At 57.4% G+C, this 17,957-nt stretch carries 15 protein-coding genes; 6 read left to right on the top strand and 9 right to left on the bottom strand.

Going from position 1 to position 17,957, the window contains the following annotated elements:
- Positions 1–42: 42 nt before the first annotated feature.
- Entirely contained in the window at positions 43–216 is a 174-nt protein-coding gene (locus tag BN2591_RS24565; protein ID WP_162842150.1) for a hypothetical protein, read from the bottom strand.
- A gap of 154 nt (positions 217–370) precedes the next feature.
- Positions 371–853 (bottom strand): GNAT family N-acetyltransferase, encoded by a 483-nt coding sequence (locus BN2591_RS03465; RefSeq protein WP_086869047.1) that lies wholly within the window; start codon positions 851–853, stop codon positions 371–373.
- A gap of 348 nt (positions 854–1,201) precedes the next feature.
- Between BN2591_RS03465 and BN2591_RS03460 the strand changes: the two genes are divergently transcribed.
- Entirely contained in the window at positions 1,202–1,822 is a 621-nt protein-coding gene (locus BN2591_RS03460; RefSeq protein ID WP_086869045.1) for a response regulator transcription factor, read from the top strand.
- Here the strand turns inward: BN2591_RS03460 and BN2591_RS03455 are convergent.
- From BN2591_RS03455 to BN2591_RS03435, 5 genes are read right to left on the bottom strand one after another with little or no spacing between them, the layout of a single operon-like run.
- Positions 1,819–7,362, bottom strand: coding sequence for a trifunctional serine/threonine-protein kinase/ATP-binding protein/sensor histidine kinase (locus BN2591_RS03455; protein ID WP_086869042.1), 5,544 nt, complete (start codon positions 7,360–7,362; stop codon positions 1,819–1,821). The two genes, BN2591_RS03460 and BN2591_RS03455, sit on opposite strands and share 4 nt — an antisense overlap.
- A complete protein-coding gene (locus tag BN2591_RS03450; RefSeq protein WP_017456790.1) occupies positions 7,359–7,745 on the bottom strand; it encodes a response regulator transcription factor in 387 nt (128 codons plus the stop codon). Before BN2591_RS03450 ends, BN2591_RS03455 begins: the two co-directional genes overlap by 4 nt.
- Positions 7,746–7,761: 16 nt before the next feature.
- Positions 7,762–8,025, bottom strand: coding sequence for a XapX domain-containing protein (locus BN2591_RS03445; protein WP_017456791.1), 264 nt, complete (start codon positions 8,023–8,025; stop codon positions 7,762–7,764).
- 4 nt (positions 8,026–8,029) lie between these two features.
- A complete protein-coding gene (locus BN2591_RS03440) occupies positions 8,030–8,200 on the bottom strand; it encodes a DUF1427 family protein (protein ID WP_086869040.1) in 171 nt (56 codons plus the stop codon).
- A 58-nt stretch (positions 8,201–8,258) separates the two neighbouring features.
- Positions 8,259–8,945 carry a hydrolase gene (locus BN2591_RS03435; protein ID WP_017456793.1) on the bottom strand — a complete coding sequence of 229 codons (687 nt, stop codon included), beginning with the start codon at positions 8,943–8,945 and terminating at the stop codon, positions 8,259–8,261.
- A gap of 233 nt (positions 8,946–9,178) precedes the next feature.
- Between BN2591_RS03435 and BN2591_RS03430 the strand changes: the two genes are divergently transcribed.
- The 4 genes from BN2591_RS03430 to BN2591_RS03415 are packed head-to-tail and all read left to right on the top strand — an operon-like array spanning position 9,179 to position 13,972.
- Entirely contained in the window at positions 9,179–11,053 is a 1,875-nt protein-coding gene (locus BN2591_RS03430) for an amidohydrolase (RefSeq protein ID WP_086869038.1), read from the top strand.
- Between the two features lie 4 nt (positions 11,054–11,057).
- Complete coding sequence (locus tag BN2591_RS03425; protein WP_086869036.1) at positions 11,058–11,474, top strand: DoxX family protein; 417 nt, start codon at positions 11,058–11,060, stop codon at positions 11,472–11,474.
- Positions 11,471–13,105 carry an MFS transporter gene (locus tag BN2591_RS03420; protein WP_086869033.1) on the top strand — a complete coding sequence of 545 codons (1,635 nt, stop codon included), beginning with the start codon at positions 11,471–11,473 and terminating at the stop codon, positions 13,103–13,105. The genes BN2591_RS03425 and BN2591_RS03420 overlap by 4 nt, the downstream gene beginning before the upstream one ends.
- A gap of 45 nt (positions 13,106–13,150) precedes the next feature.
- On the top strand, positions 13,151–13,972 hold the full coding sequence (locus BN2591_RS03415; RefSeq protein WP_086869031.1) for an alpha/beta fold hydrolase: 822 nt from the start codon (positions 13,151–13,153) through the stop codon (positions 13,970–13,972).
- Positions 13,973–14,023: 51 nt separating this feature from the next.
- Here the strand turns inward: BN2591_RS03415 and BN2591_RS03410 are convergent, their stop codons facing one another.
- The gene (locus BN2591_RS03410) at positions 14,024–15,802 is read right to left on the bottom strand and encodes a thiamine pyrophosphate-requiring protein (RefSeq protein ID WP_208616130.1); all 1,779 of its coding nucleotides are present in this window, start codon (positions 15,800–15,802) and stop codon (positions 14,024–14,026) included.
- Positions 15,803–15,906: 104 nt separating this feature from the next.
- Between BN2591_RS03410 and BN2591_RS03405 the strand changes: the two genes are divergently transcribed.
- Positions 15,907–16,326 carry a GNAT family N-acetyltransferase gene (locus BN2591_RS03405; protein WP_086869028.1) on the top strand — a complete coding sequence of 140 codons (420 nt, stop codon included), beginning with the start codon at positions 15,907–15,909 and terminating at the stop codon, positions 16,324–16,326.
- A gap of 3 nt (positions 16,327–16,329) precedes the next feature.
- Here the strand turns inward: BN2591_RS03405 and BN2591_RS03400 are convergent, their stop codons facing one another.
- Entirely contained in the window at positions 16,330–17,904 is a 1,575-nt protein-coding gene (locus BN2591_RS03400) for a sensor domain-containing diguanylate cyclase (RefSeq protein WP_086869026.1), read from the bottom strand.
- Positions 17,905–17,957 lie beyond the last annotated feature (53 nt).

Raw genomic sequence — 17,957 nt, 5'->3', positions numbered from 1 at the left:
GACAGGGGATATTAAAATTAACATCCCCCTGGCGACGTCGGCTTATGGCACGCCATCGCAATTACAGGCTGAGCCGCCCTCGCCTATCTGGCACAGGATCTGGCACATGCAGTTCCAGTCTATTTCGCCATTCACTTCACACTCAGTCTGGCTGGCGGCAAAGACATTCATTGATAAACCAAATAATAAAATGGAAAGTAAGGCACGGATTTTCATAAAAAGTTCCTTTCTGTGTTGAAGAATAAAATAAAGCCACGCGATAGCGCAGCGTTATTATTATAGGAGGATGTTTTATGACGAAATGTTAACTAACCTGTTTATTTTAATAGGAATTTTCTTCTCATTAATCCATGCGGTGAATAAGCGCTCTTTATTTATCAACGGCGAAATTATATTCCATTTCAATACAGCGTAAATCCGCGCGCGCCAGCGCAGAGGGATAAACACTTTCCCGCAATATGACAAACCCCTGTTTTTGATAAAACGTACAGGCGTTAGGTGTGGATGCCAGCGTGATCCGCCGCATACCGCGTTTTGCCGCTTCCTGTTTAATGGCATCAATTATCTGCGTCGCCAGCCCCTTTCCTTCCCACATCGGCAAGGTGAAAATGGCCTCCACGCTGGCATGTGTTACATCGAGAAAACCCGTGGCAACCGGCTGGTCATTTGCCGTGGTTGCAACATAAAACGGATTGTTGGCAATCATCACGCGCTGGCTTTCTGGCATGCTATCCGGCGTCCAGGCCGCGATAACCTTGTCCTCATAAACGCTTTTGCAACCGTGGCGAATAGCCTGATTACGAATCTGCCAAATCACTTCAGCTTCGTCAGGGCGTGCCCGTCTGATCGTCATATTGCCTCCCATGAATGCCCATATTTTACCTAAGATTATTCTTATTTTTGCTCTCAAGCACCGTCAACGAACCGCTGTTGTTAAGCGTTAACGGTGCGATATGTAAATTAACAAGCGGTTAAAATACGTGCAACATTCAGTGATTTATCACAAATTTCATTCGAAAGTTATGCGGCCACAGTTCCCCGTTTTAGCGGGTGTATATTCTTCAGACACTGGCACAAAAAGCCTACTGGATATAAGGAAAATATCAGTCATTTCATCCAGTTAATTTTTATGTTATCAGTATCTGCCTGCATAGCTTACGGCCTGCTTTCTGGCATGCGCCCCTACCGAGGCTGAAAGATAATGGAACCTCTCGTATATGTTGTCGATGATGATGATGCCGTCAGACGATCAATTGTCCGGCTACTGGCAGCAGAAGGTTACCGCGCCATTGATTTCGCCTCTGCGGAATCTTTTCTCACTCACCCGCTGGTTTCCGTTCCCGCTTGTTTGATTCTGGATCTGAATATGCCCGTCGCGGACGGTTTCGATGTCGCCAGTGCGTTAAAAGATCGTGGACGCGAACTGCCGATTATCTTTCTGACCGGCTACGGCACCATTCCGCTGACCGTGCGGGCCATGAAAGCCGGGGCGCGTGAGTTTTTAACGAAGCCTGTCGAGTCCGAACGCCTGTTGTCGGCGGTGGCGGACGCGCTGACGGTCGCGGCGCAGGATTTCGAGCAACAGCAGGAAAATTTTGCGCTCAGGCAACGCCACTTATCCCTGACGCCGCGTGAGCAGGAAGTTTTTGAGTTAGCCATCAGTGGGTTGCTCAACAAGCAGATTGCGGCGGAACTGGGCGTCAGCGAAATCACCGTAAAAGTCCATCGCCGCCGGGTGATGGAAAAAATGCAGGCCCGCTCGCTGGCGGATCTGGTGCATGCCGCAAGCCACCTGCATATCGCCAAATCCCGCAGCCGCTAATCCGCTGCCACCGGCAAGGTAAAGGCAAACACGCTGCCGAATGGCTGCCTGGATTTCGCCGTTAGCTTGCCTTTATGCCGCTCGATAATGGCATAACTGATGGTCAATCCCATACCCATGCCCTGCGCTTTGGTGGTATAGAACGACTCAAACAGCCTCGCCTGCACATCGGCACTCATTCCGCTACCGGTATCGGCAATCTGGCAAATCACCTCGTGCGGATTTTGGGTCAGCGTTGCGAGCGTTAACACGCGCGGGCGCGAGTCGATATCCGCCATCGCTTCAACGGCATTCATCACCAGGTTAAGCAGCACCTGCTGGATCTGCACGCTATCGCCATAAATAAAGCTGTTGTGCGCCTCCAGTGCATAGTCAACGGCTATCTGCCGCCGCGCCAGCTCGCTGCGGGAAAGCGTCATGATATGGCGCAGCAAGAAATGCAGATCGATGCGCTCGAACACCGGCTCCTGCCTGCGCGTCAGCGATTGCAGGCTACGGATCACCTCTCCGGCACGCTGCCCTTCGCTGATAATCTCCTCCAGCCCGACGCGCACATTATCGACCGGGATCGGAGAGCGATTAAGCCAGCGCAGGCTGGCGCCTGCATTGGAGACAATCGACATCAGCGGCTGGTTAATTTCATGGGCAATCGACGAGGTTAGCTGCCCGACAGTCGTGGCGCGCGACACCCGCGCCAGCTCGGCCTGGGCGACGCGCGCCGCATCTTCGCTCTGCCGCTGGGCGGTGATATCGGTGATGGTGCCAAAATATTCATGCACCTCATCACCGGAAGAGACCGGATCGCCGATGCCGAGGATATAACGGCACTCGCCATCGGTGCGGATAATACGAAACTCCGCCTGCATGGTGAGCCCCTGCGCGACGCTGCGGGTGACCAGCGCACTGATATGCGGATGATCGTCCGGGTGAACAAAGGTTAAAAACTCAGCCATCGAGATCAGTTTGCGCTTCTCGTCCAGCCCGAGAATGCGCGCATACTCATCCGACATATGCATCAAATCCTGCTCCAGTTCCCAGCGCCAGGTTCCGGTGTGGCTGATTTGTTCGCCCAGCATCAGCGAGGTCTGGCTGGCGCGCAGCTCTTTTTCAACACGCCGACGCTGCATGTTCTCTTCCACCAGCTTGGCGTACAGCCGCGCGGTTTCCAGCGACACCGCCGCATGGGCACCAAGCAGGTTCACAACTCGCGACTGGCCGGCAGTAAACATCTCCGGCATCAGGCGGTTTTCCAGATATAACACCCCCACCAGCCGCGCCTGTTTGAACATCGGCACACACATCACCGCCGCCCCGGAAGAGACAAGATAGGGATCCTGGCTAAACGGGCTGTACTCTTCCGGTCGGCCAGTGCGGATCTCCTGTCCGGTGCGGATCACGGCCGCCAGCACCGATAACGGCATATCTGTCGCCAGCGGCATCTCTTTAATCACCCGCACCAGCACGCCCTCTTTACTGGTATGCGCGCTGGCTTCGATTTCCGGAATGTTGTCGTCAAGCACGCGAATCAGTAAACCGCGCTGCGCACCGGCACGCTCCAGCAGCATGGTCATCAGGATCTGAATCAGCCGTTCAAGATTGATCTCCTCTGATAAGGCGCGGGAGGCTTTGATAATGCTTTGCAGATCGCGGATTTCATCGTTCTGCGCAAAAGAGATGGTGTCATAGGGGGTGCTTTCCACGGGCGTGAAAAGATGGGGATGCTCCTGCTGCAAATGACGGACTTTAGCCTGCGCCCCCGCACGTCCCCAGGCGGCCATCGCACCGCGAAAATAAGCGTCTGCTGCGGTCTGGTATCCACAGGAGAGCGCAAAACGCCCGGCCAGTTCGTGCGCCAGCGCATTGCTGGGGTTAAAACCGGCTTCGCGCGAGAGCGTAATCGCCTTCTCATACTGCCCGAGCGCGATGCTGTTCATTCCATCGAGGCGCACGATTTCCGCATACACCAGCGCTTCTTTATCGCTGAAGGTTCCCGGATTAACGCGTGCCCAGCGGGCGATTTTGTTGTAGTGCTGGTTCAGCCGCAGACGATGCCCGGCAGAAAAGGTCTCTGGCGTAAGCTGCATCGATAATGCGAGCGCGCTGTAGAGATGGTAATCCAGCAGACTGATATGCCCGGGCGCAGACCAGGCATGTTCGCCCGCCTCTTTCAGACAGGATTCCGCGCGGGAATAAGCCCCGGTGAAAAAGTGCGCCATCCCGCGATAGAGCCAGAACCAGAACAGCATGGTCGCAGGCGGTGTCGGCGGCAGCAGCGATCGGGGCAGGATTGCTTTGCCGCTTAACATGCCATCCGGCTGTCGCAGATACTCGACAAAGTGACGCTGTAACAGAAGCAGATGATCCATATCCGAATACTGGGTTTCACGAATAAAAGCCAGACCACGATCGATATGACTTAATACCGTGTCGAGGTGATCGCCGCGACTCATGGCGTTGATCACCTGACGAAACGCAGCAAAACAGGCAATGGTCAGATCGCCATGCGCAACGGCTGCGGTAAAACAGGCATTAGCGCACTCCACGCTGCGCGATAGCGGTTGTGTCCAGACACAGCTACGTCCCAGCGGCACCAGCGCTTTCGCGGCAAACTCATGTAAACCGTGGCGCGTCACCAGCTCCTGCGCCAGGACGCTGTAGCGGTAGCCCAGTTCATACTCTTCGTAGCGTTCGCCGAGCAGCACACCAAACCACGCCAGTGCGGAGGTGGATGCCCCGGTCAGCCCGCGTTCGAGCGTCAGTTGCAGCATCTGGCACAGCAACAGGAAATGCAGGCGCGGGCAATTAAAGCTGGCATACAAACTGGCGCTCGCCAGCAGGTTCATCAGCGCGTCGGTTTCCTGATGGTTCATACGCGGCAGCGCGGTGAACAGCTGCGCAGGATTGTCGCCAACACGCGCGTGCATCTCCTGCCATGCGTGATCACAGGCCGCATCGTCAGGATAACGGCGCAGATGAATACCAAACACGGTCAACCAGCAAAGCGTTGTCTCCAGCGCAAGCTGATAACCGGACTGGCGAATATGCACTTCTGCCAGCAGCGTCGCGGCCTGCGCCTTTTCCGTGAGCCCGCCGGGCGAGGCCAGTAACCGTTCGCACAGCCCGCGCGCGGTTGAGAGATTACCGAGCAAAAACTCACAGGCGGTCTCCTCCAGCGACAGCGTAAAATCATGCCCTGTCTCAGTACGAAGCCGCTGTGCAAGATGTAAATAGCTCAAGGCCGAGCTGTAGTCGCCGGTGTGTTTTGCCCGCCTGGCTGCAAGCAGGCTCAGTTCGCTGAAGCGCTGGCGTTGCGGCGGCAAAATGTCGTTGGCAGCGGCATTGATGTGATGAATCGCGCGAAACAGCAGCTCATTACCCGGGGCTTCGGCCGCCGTTTGCGCCAGCAGCGTGGCTGTGGCCAGATGCAACTGGCGGCAATATGCAGGTTCCAGCAGTGCGCAGGCAGCCTCGTGGATCCGTTCATGGGTAAATGTGTATTCGGCGGCGTTAAGCGTGACCAGTTGTACCGTGAGCGCAGGATGCAGGCGGTAATGCACCTCGCCAGCAGAAAGATTCAGCACACGGCTTATTAATGTGATATCGCCCGCGCTGCCAAGACAGGCCATGCTCCCGAGCAGGATGCGGGTTTCAGGCGGCATTTGCGCCAGCTGCTGGAGCAGCAAGTCGGGGACGTTTTCGCGGTGGTAGCGGGTGCTAATCGCCGTCAGATCATACTGCCATTTTCCCTGGTAGCTGTTATGGCTCACCAGCCCATCTTCGGTAATACGCTTAAAGAACTCATGGACGAACAGCGGGTTGCCACCGGTTTTTTCATGGATCAGTTTCGCCAGTTCAAGGGTCGATGCCGGGCGCGTCTGAAAAACGGTCGCCAGCCAGCGGGATATGGCTTTTGCCGAGCGCGGCTGCGGCACACACTCAATTACGCGACTGGCGGCGCTACGCAAGCGGGTCAGCGCGGTGGCAAACACCGGATCGTCTAACGAGGCTAAGTCGCGGTGTGAAACCACCATCAATAGCGGCAATGCATGGCTGTGCTGTAACAGGTATTCCAGTAAATGCAGGCTGGCGTCATCGATCCAGTGCAAGTTATCGATAAGGATAATCAGTGGGCAACCCGGTGTGGCGAAGACATTTACCAGGCGCAGCACCATGTGGTTGAACCGCGCGCGTGAATCGAGTGACAAGGTGTCGACAAACAGCACGGGTTTACTGTTAATCAGCAGCCCCAGCTCCGGCGCGAGGCTCACCGCCAGCGCTTCATAACCTGTGAGCGCGCTGCTGAGCCGCGCCTTCCAGCGCGCCACTTCTTCTGCGGGCAAACCCAGTAAATGCAGCGCCAGCGAGCGGAACGCTGCCGTCAGCACACCCAGCGGCAGAATCGCAGAGTTTTGTTCCACCTTACCTAGCGCAATAAGCGACGGGCGACTCTGAAAGGCCTTCAACGATGAGGCCATCAGCGAAGATTTTCCCATTCCGATGGGGCCGCTGATGGTAACCAGCGTTTGCGTACCGCTTTGCACAACCGCATCCAGCGCGTCTGCCAGTGATTTTGCCTGCGGATGGGCGCGATACAACGTGTTAGCAAAATGCAGTGCCGGTGAGCGATCCTGCAGACCCGGCGTAAAGTGGGCTATCTCGCCATCGGTCGTTAACGTCGCCTGGCAGCGGCGCAAATCCGCCATCAGGCCATCGACCGTCTGGTAACGTTTTTCCGGCGATTTTGCCAGCAGCTTCAGCACAATGGTGGAGAGCATCTCCGGCACCCCGTCGCGCAGGCTATGCGGCGGCGAAGGTTCAGACGCAATGTGGTGCAACACCCATTCCGCCTGTCCGCCTTCGCTGAGATCGAACGGCAACGTGCCGGTCAACAGCTCATAAAAGACAATGCCCAGGCTGTAGAGATCGCTGCGGTTGTCCACGGCATGGTGGGTGCGCGTGGTGTGTTCAGGTGACATGTAAGCCAGCGTACCGCCGGAGAACGGTTGCCAGTGCTGCGCCGGTTCCAGGACGGTACTGGTCGTCAGGCCAAAGCCGCCTAACCGGCAGCCTTCATCGGTGAGAAAAATATTGCCGGGTTTAATATCGCCATGGATCAGGTTGCTCTGGTGCATCTGGCGCAGCGGCGTGCAGATGCGCAGGGTCAATTCAAGCCAGCTGGCGATACACGCCATCGGCTGGCCGGTTAGACGGGTGAGCGGTTGAAAGGTGAAAGTGGGGTAAACCAGCGCGATGCGGCCGTGATACTGCGTGCTGGCAACGGGTTTTACCGCCCAGCGGCTATCAAGCTGCGGGCAGAGCGCCAATTCGTTATTCAGCAACTGGCTGGCACGCGGCTCGGCGTCGTCGCTTACCGCGGTGGCGAGAATAAAGGCATCGCTCGCCCACGGGTAGTGCGCATTCATCCAGACAATGCAACCCTCCTGCGCCAGCGGCGTGTAGATAGCATCATCCTGCAGCGTAAACGGTTGGTTTTCGGCCACCCTCTGCGGCCACGGCGGTGATTTTGCGTTTCCGGTCATGGCGTCTCTTCACCTCCCGCCAGCGTGCGCGAAATATGATCAAGCAACATGTCGATATCGATCGGTTTATGCAAAAAAGCAACGGCACCGGGTTGCCCCGCGAACCGTTGCCAGGTTTCATCGTCATGACCGGAAATGAATATCAGCGGCGGCGGGCACGGGCTGCGTTGCAGTTTCTCGTACAGCGCCGCCCCGCTCATGCCTTTCAGTTTAATGTCCGCAATCACCAGTGCGGTTTGCCGCTGTGCGGAACCATCGTTCAGGAAGGCCTCGGCGGACGCGAAGGTCAGCGTGGCGTATCCCGCCGATTGCAGCAAATTGCTTAACCCGCTACGCACGGACGGTTCATCATCAACAATGGCAATACGCAGGGTGTGCGTCATGGTAATCCTCGGGGCATTAATCCCGGCGCGGCGGTGCGTCCGGCGGTTCAGGTTGCGGCGTACCGCTAATTTTTGGCACACACTCATGGCGAAACCATGCCATGGTTAACGGTTGCCGGGCAAGTAACCGACGGGTAATCGGAACCAGTTGCTCTCCCACCAGCATGCCGAATAATCCCAGCAAGGCCATCACCGGCGGCGCGGGAGAACGTGTCCCCAGTAAAGCATAAATCCCCCCTGCCAGCAGACCGACCAGGAGGGAAAGGATCCAGGATTTCATAGGCTTACCCCGCGAAAGCTTGTGTGATAAGTGTGCTGACGAGCTGTTCGCCCATCAACATGCCAAGTAGCCCCACCAGCGCAATCGCCGGTGGCGCGGGCGATCGCACCTTCAGCAAGGCGTACATCACGCCAATCAACGCGCCTGCGGCGAAAGAGATAAGTCCGATACTCATGGCATTCTCCTGCCGTGAAAGAGACAAGCTGACCGGCGTTAACCGGCCAGCAAAAGGCTTATTTCGCCGGAACCGGTGCCAGCGTGCGATGACCCGCTTTCGCGCGTGAAGGCGCTTTGTGCACCATGGTGTAGGCATAATCAACGCCCATGCCGTATGCACCGGAATGCTCTTTGACAATATTCATCACCGCGTCATACGTTTCGCGATGCGCCCAGTCACGCTGCCACTCCAGCATCACCTGCTGCCAGGTCACCGGGATCACACCCGCCTGGATCATGCGCTGCATGGCGTAATCATGCGCCTCTTTCGAGGTGCCGCCGGAGGCGTCTGCCACCATATAGATTTCGTAGTCACCTTCCAGCATGGCGCACAGCGCGAAGGTGTTGTTGCACACCTCGGTCCACAAGCCGGACACCACGACTTTACGTTTGCCGTTGTCCGCCAGCGCATCACGCACTTTCTGGTCATCCCAGGAGTTCATTGAGGTACGTTCCAGAATATCTTTCTCCGGGAACACATCCAGCAGTTCAGGATAGGTGTTGCCGGAGAAACTTTCGGTCTCGACGGTAGTGAAGATGGTCGGAATATTGAACACTTTGGCGGCTTTCGCCAGCGCGACGGTGTTGTTTTTCAGCACCTGGCGGTCAATAGACTGCACGCCAAACGCCATCTGCGGCTGGTGATCGATAAAGATTAACTGACAGTTTGCCGGGGTCAGAACTTCAAGTTTCGCGGTAGTCATACAAGCATCCTTAGAGTTTAAAGTGAGGAGTGTTACGTTCAGACAGCAACTCACGCGCCATCGCTATCGTGGGCTGTATGTTAGGTATCCCTCCCCGGCATAACTATTATCTGAAGGTATAACTATCCTTTCGTATACCTATACGTTCGTATAACTGTTCATTCTTTCCCGACGCTTTGCATAATCCGCCGAGATGCTCATGCGGCACATTAAGCCGCCAGACAGGAGGAAGTATGGATTCGCTCGTACATGCAGAACTGATATTGCTTAATGGTCAGTTTCATACGGTTGATCGGGAAAACCCGCTCGCCGATGCGGTGGCTATCCGCGACGGAAAATTTGTCCAGGTGGGGACCGAAGCCGAGGTGATGGCGTACCGTGGTGAACGCACAAAGGTGGTCGATCTGAAAGGCCATACGGCGATCCCGGGCCTGAATGACTCGCACCTGCACCTGATCCGTGGGGGCCTTAATTACAACCTGGAACTGCGCTGGGAAGGGGTGCCGTCGCTGGCGGATGCCCTGCGAATGCTGAAAGAACAGGCGCTGCGCACGCCGTCTCCGCAGTGGGTTCGCGTGGTGGGCGGCTGGACTGAATTCCAGTTCGCCGAACGCCGTATGCCGACGCTGGACGAAATTAACGAGGCCGCGCCGGACACGCCGGTGTTTATCCTGCATCTGTACGATCGCGCCCTGCTCAACCGCGCGGCGCTGAAAGTGGTCGGCTACACCAAAGAGACGCCTAACCCGCCGGGCGGCGAAATTCAGCGCGACAGCAACGGCAACCCGACGGGGATGCTGATTGCGCGGCCAAACGCGATGATCCTCTACGCGACGCTGGCGAAAGGGCCAAAACTACCGCTGGAGCAGCAGGTCAACTCCACGCGCCAGTTTATGCGCGAACTCAACCGCCTGGGCCTGACCAGCGCCATTGACGCGGGCGGCGGTTTCCAGAACTACCCGGAAGATTACGAAGTGATCGCCGAACTGCACAGCAAACAGCAGATGACCATTCGCATCGCCTATAACCTGTTCACCCAGCGTCCGGGTCATGAGCTGGAAGATTTCGAAAAATGGACCGATATGTTAACGCCGGGCCAGGGCAGCGACTTTTTCCGCCACAACGGTGCCGGTGAAATGCTGGTCTTTTCCGCCGCTGACTTCGAAGATTTCCTTGAGCCGCGCCCGGATCTGGCGCCCGGTATGGAAGATGAGCTGGAGCGCGTGGTGCGCCATCTGGTTGAGCACCGCTGGCCGTTCCGCCTGCACGCCACCTATAACGAATCGATCAGCCGCATGCTGGATGTGTTCGAAAAAGTGAACCGCGATATTCCGTTTAACGGTCTGCACTGGTTCTTCGATCACGCGGAAACCATCACCGAAGCCAATATTGAGCGCGTAAAAGCGCTTGGCGGCGGGATTGCGGTTCAACACCGCATGGCCTTCCAGGGCGAATATTTCGCCGAGCGCTATGGCCAGCAGGCCACCAGACAGACACCGCCGGTGGCGAAAATGCTGGAAGCCGGTTTGCCGGTTGGTCTGGGCACCGACGCCACGCGCGTTGCCAGCTACAATCCGTGGACGGCGCTTTACTGGCTGGTTTCCGGGCGAACGGTTGGCGGCATGCAAATGTACGACCACAGCGCGCGCCTCGATCGCGATACCGCCCTGCTGCTCTGGACGCAAGGCAGCGCCTGGTTCTCCAGCGAACAGGGGAAAAAAGGGCAGATTAAAGTCGGTCAACTGGCCGATCTCGCCATCCTCAGCAAGGACTACTTCCGTGTGCCGGAAGAGGAGATCAAAGGGATTGAGTCGGTACTGACGGTGGTGGGCGGCGAGATTGTTTATGCCGCTGGCACCTTTGGCCCGCTGGCACCGCCGGCAATCCCGGTATTGCCGGAGTGGTCGCCGGTAGTGAAAGTGCCGGGTCATTACCGCAGCGCGCCGCCGCACGCCGCTCGAGTTGGCCAGGCATCAGGGGTACACCACTGCTCAGGGCCGTGTGGTGTGCATATTCATCAGCACGATGTTGCACGCGGTGCCGCCATGCCGGTTTCCGATGAGAACGCCTTCTGGGGCGCGCTCGGTTGCAGCTGCTTTGCGTTCTGACATCATGAAAACATCCACTTTCTCAACTGTTGCGCCCCGCGTTGATGCGGGGCTGTTCTTCCTGCGCCTGACCGGCAGCCTGTTGTTGCTGTATGTGCATGGTCTGCCAAAGGTGCTGCATTTCAGTAACGAACTGGCGCATATCGAAGATCCGTTCGGCCTCGGGCCGTGGATGAGCCTGCTACCGGCGATTTTCGCCGAAGTGGTTTGCCCGCTGCTGATCATCGCCGGGGTCGCCACACGGCTGGCCTGTCTCCCGATCATCGTGGTGCTGCTGGTCGCGATGCTGGTGGTGCATGCGGACTGGTCGCTGGTCGAGGGGCAATTTGGCTGGCTGTTGCTGATTATCTTTACCACCTTGCTGTTAACCGGGCCGGGAAGCTGGCGGCTGCGCGTGGCGGCGAAAGGAGCACTGGCATGACGCAACAAAACGAACTGCACGCAGCGGTGACAGTGTCACCTGATATTGATGCTGCTCCAGCCGCTTCTGCCTGGCAGCCGCTGCGCCAGCGCGTTTTCCGCATGCTATGGATAGCGACGGTGGTGTCCAATGTCGGCTCATGGATGAGCGACATCGGCGTGAACTGGACTATGCTCTCGCTGAGCGCCGATCCGCTGGCGGTCGCGCTGGTACAGGCGGCCAGCAGCCTGCCGATGTTCCTGTTTGTACTGCCTGCGGGGGTACTGGCGGATATCGTTGAACGGCGCAAAATCCTGCTCTTTTCGCAAGCCTGGACGTTCTGCGCGGCAGCCGGTCTGGCGCTGTTATCGTTTACCGGGAATGTCACGCCGGAAGTGCTGCTGGCGGCGACGTTTTTACTCAGCACCGGCGCGGCACTTAGCTCCCCTGCCTTCCAGGCGGTGGTGCCGGATCTGGTTGAAAAGCGCGAACTGAGCCCGGCAATTGCCCTCAATTCGCTGGGCATCAATATCAGTCGCGCGATTGGTCCGGCGCTGGGCGGGCTACTGCTCTCTTTCGCCGGGCCGTGGATGGTGTTCTTGCTGAACGCCCTGTCGGTGCTGGGCGTGGCGTTGGTGCTCTATCGCTGGCAGCCGCAGGTGACCATTCAGCGTCTGCCGCCGGAGCATTTCTTTACCGCCATTCGCGGTGGTCTGCGCTATGTTCACGCCGCGCCAGTGCTGCGCAACGTGCTGGCGCGTACGGTGGCGTTTTTCCTGTTTGGCAGCGCCGGATGGGCGATGTTGCCGCTGGTGGCGCGACGCGAACTGGGTCTCGGCCCCGGCGGTTACGGCATCATGCTGGCTTGTATCGGCTTCGGCGCGATTTGTGGCGCGATGCTGCTGCCTAAATTGCGTAAGCGGCTGAATGCCGACCAGATGATGGTCGCCGCCAGCTTGCTGTTTGCCGTCACCATGGTGGCGCTGGCGTTTATTCGCCATGTCTGGCTGCTCAACGCGTTTGAGTTTTTTACCGGCTTCGCGTGGATTGCCGTGCTTTCGACGCTTAACGTCGGCGCGCAGCGCAGTGCGGCCCGCTGGGTGAAAGCGCGCGCGCTGGCGGTCTACCTGACGGTGTTTTTCGGCTCAATGACGGTCGGTAGCGCCATCTGGGGCAAGCTGGCGTCGGAATTTGGCGTGACCTGGGCACTTTGTGCCGCCACGCTGGGGATGGTGCTGGGAACTGCTACAGTTTTACGTTGGCGGCTGGAAAAAGACGCCGCGCTGGATCTCGACATGATTGACCCGGCGGGTTTCGCTACCGAAATCGCTATTCCCCATGAGCGCGGGCCGGTAATGGTCAGCTGCGAATATCGGGTGTCACCGCAAGATGCGCATGATTTTGTCTGTGCGATGCAGGAGATGCGCCGCGTGCGCAGGCGTACAGGCGCGATGGGCTGGGCGGTGTATGAAGACGCACATCATCCGGGCGTGTTTGTTGAAACCTGGGTGATGGGATCGTGGATCGAGCATTTGCGCCAGCATGAACGCCACACGGTTAATGACAAACTGATTCGGGAGCGCGTGCTGGCCTTTCATCAGGGTGATGAACCGCCGGTTGTCCGGCATCTGGTCGCGCCCGCGCAACGATAAGCGTTATGCAGTTAAAAACCACAACACAACAATGAGGTAAGACTGATGAGCACAATCAAGACACAGGATGGTACGCAGATCTATTACAAAGACTGGGGCGCGGGTAAGCCGGTTCTCTTCAGCCATGGCTGGCCGTTAGATGGCGATATGTGGGACAGCCAACTGAATTTTCTTGCTGAGCGCGGCTACCGTGTAATTGCGTTTGACCGCCGCGGTTTTGGTCGCTCCGATCAACCGTGGAATGGCTACAACTACGATACCTTTGCGTCCGATATTAACGATCTCATCACCGCGCTGGATCTGCATGATGTGACGCTGGTTGGCTTCTCGATGGGCGGCGGCGACGTCACCCGTTATATCGGCCGTTACGGCAGCGCGCGCGTCGCCGGTCTGGTGCTGCTCGGCGCGGTGACGCCGATTTTTGGCAAAACCGACGATCATCCGCAGGGTGTTGATAAAAGCGTGTTCGACGGCATTAAAGCGGGTCTGCTGAAAGATCGCGCGCAGTTTATCAGCGATTTCGCCACGCCGTTTTATGGCCTGAACGCCGGGCAGAAAGTCTCTGACGGCGTGCTGACGCAAACGCTGAATATCGCCCTGCTGGCGTCGCTGAAAGGTACGCTTGATTGCGTTACCGCGTTTGCGGAAACAGATTTCCGCCCGGATGTGGCGAAAGTAGATGTGCCCACGCTTGTGATTCACGGCAGTAACGACCAGGTCGTGCCATTTGAAGCGACCGGTAAATTATCGGCTGAACTGATTAAAGGCGCGGAGCTGAAAGTGTACGAAAACGGCCCACATGGCTTTGCGGTTACCCATCAGGATCAGTTAAATGACGATCTGCTGGCGTTCCTGAACAAACTGTAATCCGCCCTGCTTTGCAAAAGCCCGGTACGCCATGCGCACCGGGCTTTTTTATCACTTCTTATGGAACAACTGGCTGGCGGTATCGCTCAGCACCTGAACCGCGCCGCGATCTCCCTTCACCATTGACGCCATAAACGCTTTCGCCTGTTTAAACGTAATATGCGGCGGCAGCGGCGCGACTTCCGGGTCGGTTTTCACCTCCAGCACGACCGGACGATCGGCCTGCAGGGCTTGCTGCCATGCACCAGATAGCGCTTCTGGCGTATCAACAAAAATGCCCTGTAACCCCAGCGATTTGGCAAACTCAGCATACCTCACGTCCGGCAGTTGCTGCGTCGCGTCAAAGCGCGGATCGCCCTCCATCACCCGCTGCTCCCAGGTGACCTGATTTAAATCCTGGTTATTGAACACGCAGATGATTAAGCGGGGATCCTGCCACTGTTGCCAGTATTTCTGAATGGTGATCAGTTCGGCCATGTTGTTCATCTGCATCGCGCCGTCGCCCACCAGCGCCACCACCGGTTTTTCCGGCGCGGCAAATTTCGCGGCAATGGCGTACGGCACCGCCGCGCCCATACAGGCCAGCCCGCCGGAAAGCGAGGCGCGCTGCCCCTGTTTTACGCGATAGTCGCGCGCGAACCAGTTCGCGCAGGAACCGGAATCAGAGGTGACAATCGCGTTGTCCGGCAGCAGCGGAGACATCTCCCACACCACGCGCTGTGGATTGACCGGTTTGGCGGGTGCCATCGCGCGCTGCTCCATCAGTTGCCACCAGTCACGCACCTGGCGGGCAATCTCCTCCTGCCAGCTACGGTCGCTTTTATGCGTCAGCAACGGCAGCAGCGCGCGCAGGGTTTCGGCTGCGTCACCGTGTAAATTGACGTCGCAGGGGTAGCGCAGACCAAGCATCGCCGGGTCGATATCGATTTGTACCGCGCGCGCTTTACCCTCCGGCGGCAGGAATTCCGTCCACGGAAAACCGCTCCCGATCATCAATAACGTGTCGCACTCCTGCATCAGCTTCCACGACGGTTCCGTGCCCAGCAGGCCAATGGAGCCGGTGACGAATGGCGCATCATCAGGCAGCACATCTTTGCCGAGCAGGGCTTTCGCCACGCCTGCGCCGAGTAAATTTGCCGTTTGTACAACTTCCACCGCCGCATTGCGGGCACCCGCGCCAATCAATATCGCCACTTTTTTCCCGGCGTTGAGCACCGCTGCCGCCCGTTGCAGATCGGCGTCATGCGGGATGACGCGCGGCCGCTGATACCCCGATCCCGAATGGGTAAATCCGTGCGCATGCTGGGGCGGTTGCCAGGCTTCATCCTGCACATCTTTGGGGATGATCACCACGCCGACACCGTTTTGCGCCATGGCCACACGAACGCCGCGATCGACCAGATGCCGGACTTGCGCGGGCGAAGCCGCTTCCTGTACGAAGTTGGCGACATCGGCGAAAACGCGATCCAGGTTCATCTCCTGCTGATAGCTGGCACCGCGCGCGGTGGTTTCCGCTTGCCCGGCGATCGCCAGTACCGGCGCGTGATCCATTTTGGCGTCATACAAGCCGGTGAGGAGATGCGTGGCGCCAGGGCCGCCTGTCGATAAGCAGACCCCCAGTTCACCGGTGAACTTCGCATGGCCGACCGCCATAAAAGCGGCCATCTCTTCATGGCGAACCTGGATAAATTCAATCCCGTCGCCCGCTTTATTCGCGCGCTGGATGGCGCCCAGCACACCGTTGATGCCATCGCCTGGATAACCGTAAATGCGAGTCACGCCCCATTCTTTCAGACGCTGAACAAAGAAATCACTGGTTTTCATGCTCACTGTACTTTCTCCTTGCGAATTGGTAACAGTCTTTAAGGGTAGACGACGCTCGCCGCTGACCGACCTGTTATCATTCTGATAAATACAACGAGGAGAAGAGAAAAATGGCGCTGATAGTGAAACACGAGGTGACCGAACAGGATCAGCAGGAACTCTTTACCGGTTTGCGCCGCTACAATCAGCAGTTTGTTAATCTGAGCGAATGGGCGCATCTGGGCGTCTATTTTCGTGACGAGCAGGGTGTCATGCAGGGCGGTTTGATTGCCCGCCAGGAAGGGGGATGGCTGAATATCCACTATTTATGGGTGCATGAGGATCGGCGTGGTAGCGGGCTGGGCAAAGAGCTGATGCAGCGTGCAGAGCAGGAAGCAGGGATGCTGGGTTGCCGCCATGCGCTGGTGGATACCTTCAGTTTCCAGGCGCTGCCGTTCTATCAAAAACTCGGTTATGCAGTGCGCATGTCGCTGCCGGATTATCCGCACACCGGGATGCAGCGCCACTATCTAACGAAATCCTTGTTCTGACATTCAATCCGCTTGCCGTAACAACGCTTCTGTTGCGGCAACCGCGCGATCGCGCCCTTCTACTTTGGCCTGGTAAAGCGCTTTATCCGCGCCCTCTTTCAGCCGGATGGCATCATCAAAATTCGCATCGGCGATCAGGCTGTAACACCCGGCGCTGATGGTGACAACATTGTTTTGTCCACTGGTTTTGGTGTGCGGAATTTTGGCGCTGCGCACCATCGCGACCGCCTGGCGTGCGACAAACAGCGCGCCTTCCTGGCCGGTATCGGGCAGGATAATGGCAAACTCTTCCCCGCCGTAACGGGCAATCAAATCGTGACTGCGTACTTTCAGTTTCGCCAGAATTTCGCCGACCATTCGCAGGCAGTTATCACCGGCAACGTGACCGTAAAAATCGTTATAACGCTTGAAAAAGTCGATATCGAGCATGATAAGCGAGACGGGTTTTTGCGTCACCGCAGAGGCTTTCAGGCTTTTTGCCAGAAACAGATCGAACTGGCGACGGTTGGCAAGCCCGGTCAATCCGTCGGCCAGCGCCATCAGTTGCAGGGTGTGATTGATACTGGTTAATTCATCCCGCAGAACGGCAAGTTCCGTCTGGTTGCGCACATTAAGCCTGACCTGGCGGAAAATAATCGCCCCCATCAGCAACGTACCCAGCAGCAGCAAGCCGTTAAGCACCAGATCCGGCAGGCTATCTTTAAGCCAGCTTTTCCACAACGCGGGTTTGTCATACCCCGCAGCCACCACCAGCGGATAGCGTTCCAGCCGGGCAAACCCATAAATACGCTCAATGTGATCCAGCGCGGAGACCCAGGTGCCATTCCCCCGGTCTTTTTTCGCCAGCTCGCGGGTAAATAACGGGCTGGCAGAGAGATTGCGGTTGATAATTTCATCGCCATAGGGGCGCACATAGACGGCAGTGCCGTCGGTGTTTACCAGCGCCAGCATGTCGCGGCTTTGCAGCTCGAAATAGCCGTAGAAATGGCGGAAATAGTCGATTTTTACCGTCGCCAGCAGCACACCGGCAAAACCGCCGGAACTGTCGCTGATGCGCAGCGACACCGGGATCACCAGATCGCCGGTAGAACGGCTGCGAATAACATGCCCGATGTGAATACTGCCGTGGCCGTTACGACGGTGGTAATTAAAATATTCGCGATCGCTGTTGTTCGACATCACCGGAATTTTGCCAAACGAGGTGGCTTTCATATTGCCCTGGGTGTCGTAAACCATCAGCCCATGCAACTGCGGCAACCGCTCTGCCAGCTCGGCGAGATAGAGGCCGAACTGGTGAACATCAAGGCCTTCGATGCTGTCTGCTGGCAGGCTGCGGCGAATGTCCCGCAGCACCAGTTCCGTTTGCAAAAAGGTATCTTCCGCCTGGCGCGCCTGCGAAACGGAAAGGTTAATCGCATCCCGTTCGCTGTCTTCGACGACACGTTCCCATGCCCGCGATAACGTCCATGCGCTGGTCGCGCTGCCCGCCAGTAACAGACCAACCATAAAAAAAGTGATACTGCGCCCGAGGGAGGAATGGAGCGCCAGCGCCCGCGCAACACGTCTTTTGAATTTCATCATTCCCCCGCAACTACATCCACTGTTATTCAGTTAAGCATAGAAGAACGATG

Origin of the sequence: Kosakonia pseudosacchari (assembly GCF_900184035.1) — a bacterium.
Lineage (GTDB): Bacteria > Pseudomonadota > Gammaproteobacteria > Enterobacterales > Enterobacteriaceae > Kosakonia > Kosakonia pseudosacchari.
Note: the sequence above shows the minus strand (reverse complement) of the source record. Positions and strands in the feature narration are given on the sequence as shown.

Excerpts from the sequence above, each read along its gene's own strand:
- BN2591_RS24565 (WP_162842150.1), bottom strand. The coding sequence starts at position 216 with ATGAAAATCCGTGCCTTACTTTCCATTTTATTATTTGGTTTATCAATG.
- BN2591_RS03465 (WP_086869047.1), bottom strand. The coding sequence starts at position 853 with ATGACGATCAGACGGGCACGCCCTGACGAAGCTGAAGTGATTTGGCAG.
- BN2591_RS03460 (WP_086869045.1), top strand. The coding sequence starts at position 1,202 with ATGGAACCTCTCGTATATGTTGTCGATGATGATGATGCCGTCAGACGA.
- BN2591_RS03455 (WP_086869042.1), bottom strand. The coding sequence starts at position 7,362 with ATGACCGGAAACGCAAAATCACCGCCGTGGCCGCAGAGGGTGGCCGAA.
- BN2591_RS03450 (WP_017456790.1), bottom strand. The coding sequence starts at position 7,745 with ATGACGCACACCCTGCGTATTGCCATTGTTGATGATGAACCGTCCGTG.
- BN2591_RS03445 (WP_017456791.1), bottom strand. The coding sequence starts at position 8,025 with ATGAAATCCTGGATCCTTTCCCTCCTGGTCGGTCTGCTGGCAGGGGGG.
- BN2591_RS03440 (WP_086869040.1), bottom strand. The coding sequence starts at position 8,200 with ATGAGTATCGGACTTATCTCTTTCGCCGCAGGCGCGTTGATTGGCGTG.
- BN2591_RS03435 (WP_017456793.1), bottom strand. The coding sequence starts at position 8,945 with ATGACTACCGCGAAACTTGAAGTTCTGACCCCGGCAAACTGTCAGTTA.
- BN2591_RS03430 (WP_086869038.1), top strand. The coding sequence starts at position 9,179 with ATGGATTCGCTCGTACATGCAGAACTGATATTGCTTAATGGTCAGTTT.
- BN2591_RS03425 (WP_086869036.1), top strand. The coding sequence starts at position 11,058 with ATGAAAACATCCACTTTCTCAACTGTTGCGCCCCGCGTTGATGCGGGG.
- BN2591_RS03420 (WP_086869033.1), top strand. The coding sequence starts at position 11,471 with ATGACGCAACAAAACGAACTGCACGCAGCGGTGACAGTGTCACCTGAT.
- BN2591_RS03415 (WP_086869031.1), top strand. The coding sequence starts at position 13,151 with ATGAGCACAATCAAGACACAGGATGGTACGCAGATCTATTACAAAGAC.
- BN2591_RS03405 (WP_086869028.1), top strand. The coding sequence starts at position 15,907 with ATGGCGCTGATAGTGAAACACGAGGTGACCGAACAGGATCAGCAGGAA.
- BN2591_RS03400 (WP_086869026.1), bottom strand. The coding sequence starts at position 17,904 with ATGAAATTCAAAAGACGTGTTGCGCGGGCGCTGGCGCTCCATTCCTCC.